Origin of the sequence: Oscillibacter sp. (genome assembly GCF_032060045.1) — a bacterium.
GTDB lineage: Bacteria > Bacillota > Clostridia > Oscillospirales > Oscillospiraceae > Oscillibacter.
Genome location: NZ_DAMBZJ010000020.1, coordinates 50754 through 56874 on the forward strand (window position 1 = coordinate 50754; position 6121 = coordinate 56874).

At 38.1% G+C, this 6121-nt stretch carries 5 protein-coding genes; all 5 read right to left on the bottom strand.

Annotation, left to right across the window (positions count from 1 at the left end; translation table 11 throughout):
• Nucleotides 1–7: 7 nt before the first annotated feature.
• A complete protein-coding gene (locus RT018_RS09690) occupies nt 8–1345 on the bottom strand; it encodes an MATE family efflux transporter (RefSeq protein ID WP_312941435.1) in 1338 nt (445 codons plus the stop codon).
• Nucleotides 1330–2139 (bottom strand): ABC transporter ATP-binding protein, encoded by an 810-nt coding sequence (locus RT018_RS09695; RefSeq protein ID WP_312941437.1) that lies wholly within the window; start codon nt 2137–2139, stop codon nt 1330–1332. The genes RT018_RS09690 and RT018_RS09695 overlap by 16 nt, the downstream gene beginning before the upstream one ends.
• A gap of 1 nt (nt 2140) precedes the next feature.
• Complete coding sequence (locus tag RT018_RS09700; protein ID WP_312941443.1) at nt 2141–3202, bottom strand: iron ABC transporter permease; 1062 nt, start codon at nt 3200–3202, stop codon at nt 2141–2143.
• 56 nt (nt 3203–3258) lie between these two features.
• The gene (locus RT018_RS09705) at nt 3259–4287 is read right to left on the bottom strand and encodes an ABC transporter substrate-binding protein (protein ID WP_312941438.1); all 1029 of its coding nucleotides are present in this window, start codon (nt 4285–4287) and stop codon (nt 3259–3261) included.
• Nucleotides 4288–4910: 623 nt separating this feature from the next.
• Nucleotides 4911–5963 carry an AraC family transcriptional regulator gene (locus tag RT018_RS09710; RefSeq protein ID WP_312941440.1) on the bottom strand — a complete coding sequence of 351 codons (1053 nt, stop codon included), beginning with the start codon at nt 5961–5963 and terminating at the stop codon, nt 4911–4913.
• Between the last annotated feature and the right edge of the window lie 158 nt (nt 5964–6121).

Here is a 6121-nt window from a genome sequence, read left to right on the forward strand (position 1 = left end):
ATGTGAATCACTTGGATTCGCTGTCTTTTTTGAGCATAACCTTTTTGTACATGATGAAGCCCAAGAGGTCAGACAAGAGCCATCCAATAACAATAGCCCAACAAACCCCCGAAAACCCCTTTATTGGTGCGAATGAATAAGCTAACAATAATCTTAAGCCTTGTGACACTATGGTCATTAAGATTGATATTTTAATCTCTCCGAGTCCTCTGAAAAATCCATAAAACATAACGATAAAACCAAGCAGTACATAAAATACGGAAACAATTCTAAGATAGCTAACCCCAACAGCGATTACCTCAGTCGCATCTTTATTTACAAAAAGTGTTATTAGATTCGGTGCAAAAACAAATGCAACAATGCTGATTACTGCTGATAGCACTATAATTATCCTAGAAGTTACGCGGAACCCTTCTCGAATTCTTTTAGTTTCTCCAGCACCTTTATTCTGAGCAGTATAGGTGGAAAAAGCGTTGCCCAAATCTTGCAAAGGTGAATTTGCAACCGAATCTATTTTAGAGCATGCTGCAAATGCAGCCATAACAGTTGTGCCAAATGTATTCACCAACCCCTGAATAAGCATCATCCCAAAGCTTGAAATAGACTGTTGCAGTGCTGTCAACACGGAATAAACGGCAATATTTTGAAACGCTGAGGTGCTGAATACAAATTCTTTTCTTTTAAATTGCAAAAATCCCATTCGCTTTACAGTATAAATACCACAGCCTACGGCGGCAACGCCCTGCGTGAAAAGCGTGGCAATCGCTGCACCAGCAGTTCCCATGTGAAATGCAACTACAAAGAGCAGGTCTAAAAGGAGATTTGATATACACGAAGCAACTAAAAAATATAACGGCGTTTTAGAGTCTCCAAATGCCCGTAATAAAAAAGCAAAGGCATTATACATACCGACAAAAACAAAGCCTCCAAAAACATACTTTAAATAATCAGAAGCATAAACAGCAGTTTCTTTTGGCATTTGATAAAGTGAGATAATCTGTGGCAAAAAGACTAATGTTACAACCGTAATTAACACGCTTACACAAAATAAAAATATAAGCGCGGTAGAAATTGTTTTTTTCAGTTCATCGGATTTCTTGCCACCGTAGAGCTGGGAAAAAATTGCCGAAGCGCCCATAGCAAGACCTAGCAAGATAGAAGTTATAAAAACAGTTACAGCACTTGAAGATCCAACTGCTGCAAACGCAGCTGTACCAACAAATTTTCCTATTATAATTGCATCAATGATGCTATAGAGTTGCTGAAACAAATCTCCGATAAACAACGGAATAAAAAACTTCAAAATAATCCGCGAAGGATTACCTTTTGTCATATCAAGTTCCATTCTTTGACCTCCTCATGGTACTTATTTTGATTGAACGGAAGATATGCGATTGCCATCTCGCCTGTAATTGGATTGGTGTAGACCTCACAATCTATTTCATAAACCCGCTTTATGAGTTCTTTCGTTAAAATTTTCTTTGGACTTCCGGAAGCGATAATCTGACCATCTTTGAGCACATAGAGATAATCACAGTAACTAGAAGCCATTGGAAGATCATGTAAGGCTGCAAGAACGCCCATTTTTAGTGATTTGACAACGGACAGGATTTGGATCTGGTATTTAATATCCAAATGGTTTGTTGGTTCATCGAGGATTAGAAATTTAGGTTTCTGAGCAATTGCTCTTGCCAGTATCACACGTTGTTTTTCGCCACCCGAAAGTGTTAAATAACTTCTGTCTGCATAAGCTGTCAAATCCACTCTTTCCAAAGCATCAGCCACTATTTTATAATCCTCAACGTTATCCGATTCCATTAAGTGTTTATGTGGCGTTCTTCCCATCAGCACCATTTCTTGCACTGTAAAATCAAAGCTTAGGTCATTGAACTGGCCGACTACACCTATATCTTTTGATATAACATGGGCTGACGATTTTAAAACATTCTTGTCCCCTAAAAACACAGTCCCTTTTTGTGGCTTAACAACCTTATAAATGCTCTTTAACAAGGTTGATTTTCCACATCCATTGGGACCAATAATTCCAACAAATTTATTGGCTTCGACATGAATGCTAATATCTTTAACAATATCTGCCCCCGACAGCGTGACAGATATGTGTTCTGTTTTTAAATCCATTTTACTTCCCTCCAAACCCGTAGCTTTTTTTAACCAACATATACATAAATACAGGTGCACCTAGAAGAGATGTAACAATTCCAATTGGTAGTTCTCCATTTGGTACCACCATCCGTGCGAAAACATCTGTCCATATCATGAACAAAGATCCAAATAGAATAGAGGCGGGAACCAGCCGTTTATGATCTGATCCTACGACACTTCGTACAATATGTGGAACAATGAGCCCTACAAATCCGATAATCCCGCAAGTGGAAACAAGAACACCTGTGACCACAGCTGAAATAACCATATACAGCCGTCTGTAAAAATTCAAATTAACGCCCAAGGTAACCGCGGTCTCTTCTCCCATCAGCATCGCGTTCATCACTCTTGACTGAGATAAAAAAAATAGCAACACTGCAGCTACCACTACTGTAATGAGCGGAAGTTTATCCCATTGCGCTGATACCAAGCTTCCCATCGTCCAGAAACTTACAGAACGGATACCCTCTGCACTCTTTGCAAAATAAATAATGAAGTTAGAAGCAGCACTACACAGAGCATTAATAACCGTTCCCGCTAAAACCAGCTTAACAGAGGATGTCTTTCCGCCAAAGCTGGACAGCCCTAAAACAAGAGCTGTGGCTCCCATCGCACCCATAAATGCCCACGAAGCAATCCCAAATTTGCCCATAATTCCTATCGCCCCAAAACCAAGCATAATAGAAAAGGTTGCTCCCAAAGATGCTCCAGAAGAAATTCCTAATATGTATGGGTCTGCCAAGGGATTTTGCACAGACGCTTGCATAACTGTTCCGCAAAGTGCCAACCCCGCACCTGTAGTCATTGCCAGCAAAACTCTTGGAAAACGGATTTGCCAGATGACATCTACAAACATTCCGCTTAAAATATCGCTGTTGTTACCTATTTGCAGTCCAGTCAATTGGCGCACCAGTATCGCAAAGGACTGATGAAATGGAATAGATACTTGTCCAATGGATACCGACATCACAACAGAAACAGCAACCGCAGCAAAGAGGAATATGAATATGCCTGAAAATACTGAACTCTTTTTTATCATTTTTTCAAAATTTTGTGATCCACTTTTTTGTTCTCTTTTTTGCGGTGGAGTCATGCTTATTCCTCCTCAAACAATTCAGGGTAAATGAATTCGGCAACATGCTCATACATATCAGCAAGCCCAAAACTACCACGGACGGCATTTGTATATTCGACAACCATTACATTTCCTGTTTTGATGGCAGTAGCATTTTGCAAACTTGGATTTAGAAGATATTTATTTTTTAATGACTCACTTTCGGATTCTTGGAACCCAGTAATAATGATTTTATCAGGATTAACCGAAAGTATTGATTCATCAGACATCTCTACATAAGTATCATCTGTTACTTTTATATACTCGGCACCCACACCTTCTATCATCTCATCAATTAAACAAAGAGACGGTCCATAATAATAAATTGTGTCTCCACTAATGCCTAGCAATAGAACTCTAGGCTTATCCGTTGCCTGTGCCACTTTTTTCTGGATTTCACTAATTTGTGCTTTCTGATCTTCCACAAATGTATTTGTTTTATCTTCAATATCAAGTACTGTCCCTAAATTTGTGATGTCTTCAAAAAAACTATTAATAGTACGTCCAGTTGTATAGTTAATGCCAGTAAGCACTGGAACTCCTCTCTCATTCCAAAACGAAATATCCCCTAGTCGGTCTTCCTGAAATGCTGCAGACATTGAAATAATCAAATCCGGCTGTAACTCTAAAATTGATTCCTTCGAAGGCCACGTATCCGTAATAATTGGAAGCTGTCGTATTTGTTCTTCATACTCTGAGCCAGAATTGTCTAGATATGCTAACCCCACTATTTTTTTCTCTTCTCCAAAGGCAAGCATCAGTTCTGCGAAGCCTTGTCCCATTACAACAATTCGTTCCGGTTCTTTTTCAATAGTCTGCTGTATTTCATTGCCTTTGTCATCATAAATTGATAAGGTCAAGGGATAATGGCTTGTTTGAGATGAGTCGGACTGCAATTCTGACTTATTATCCGATGCTTCACTTGTTTCGCCTGTTCCTTGAGAGCAAGCAGTTAATGCGATGAAACATAATGAAATTGCCAATAAAATAGATGTTACTTTTTTTAACATATAAATTCCTCCTTGTTATTTTAATTGGTTAGTTGTAGCTAACTTCGCTGTTGAAATATACCTCGCAATATCAGTTATAATTGCGAGGCAAAAGATGTTTTGAGGAACCCACGGAAAGCGGGTGAGAGAAATAGCACAATAACACGCTACATCTCAACTGGAATCATTTTATGGCCATACAGCATATTCCTTTTTTATCCTCACGAATTTTCGTATCAACATTTGAAAATCCGGCTTTTTTCAACAAAGTCTCCTTCCAAAAAGTTCTTTTCAAAATTTGGCCAAAAATATGTTGTTTCCACAGCAAAAGCCATATCAAACGAGGAGTTTTCCCATCTCGCCTTCAGGTTTTCTATATTGCTCTAATGGTTTTTCGGGAAGATTTCCCATAATGATCCCTTCCATTGATTACATTTCCCTGTGGGCAACAATTTTCGATAAATTAATGTCTACAGAAAACTGAAACTAACTTCTAAATACATCTGTTATTTTACTACATAAGCTATCCCGATTCATACTGTTTGCAGCGCCTATTTATGTTGAGTGAAAGACTTACTGTGATTTTATTGAAACATAACAAAAACCACAGGCATAAACCTGTGGTTCAAATACGACGTATTATTTTATGAATAAACTGATTCTGCATTGCGCAACAAAGAGGATTCACGATATTTTAATGGCGTAATGCTGTATTGCCTTTTAAATGCTGCACAGAAATTACTGGGACTTGAATAACCTACCTCATAGGAAATTTCGTTAATTGATTTTTCTGTATCCAGCAACATAGCGGATGCCCGTTGTAAAGAAAACTTTCTATGATAGCTGAAAATGGTATCTCCATAAACCAGTTTGAAACCCTTTGTTAGTTTTTTAGGATTGATGACCAGCTTCTCCGCTAACGTAAGTAGATTTGGCCGTTCAAATGGCAGCTCCAACAGCATTTGCGGGATTTCTTTAATCTTTCGCAATTCGTATGGGCTTAGTGGAATTATCTCGCATCTTTCGCGCTTAACCACTTCATCTGAAACGATTAACGAAAATACTTCCATGATCTTACTTTCATAAAACAAGGTGCGTGATTTTACGGGAAGTCGGCAGTTAAATATTTGCAAAAAAATATTGGCTATCTCTGGTGGAGTGTTTAAACCAAGGTAATATTCAGAACGAAGTTGATCCCCTAATTTTTCTATCGTATCATGCCATACTCCCATTCCTGCACTTCCAAAATAAGAAGACAATGCGTGTTTATTAGCTGTAAACGAAACGCCTTGATATTTCTGCCCAGCACAACGTTTTATTGTTCCTTTCATGTCTTGTGACAAAGAAACGGATAAGTTATTGGAACCAAAGCAAGTATCACCTGCCTTTTCTTCTTCAATGTACATACAGCCATCAATACAATACTCTATTTCAAAATAATCCGCCGCTAAATCAAATATTGTTATTATATCCTCTGAAAAAACAAAATCATATATGAGTAACATGACATTGTCAAGCAAACTATACATTTGTATTGTTCCCTTGCCATACTCTGGTTTTATATCATAAACGATACCTCTATTAATATCGTGGTTGGGTAAGAAACGGGAACACCCAAGTTGCTCATGCATGGCTTTATATTGCCCAAGCATAGCGGTATACCCACTTGTTGAATTTATGTAAAACTTTCTCTCCACGAGCAAGCCTCCTTCTGTACTTAATTTTTATATAAATCAGTTATCAAGGTTATATACCGCTAACTGTAAAAATTATAGCACAGTTGTTACTTTATTTCTAGTCGGCCGGTTGTAAGATGAAGTTGGACACTTGAATAGAAAAATCCATAGTGATTTTC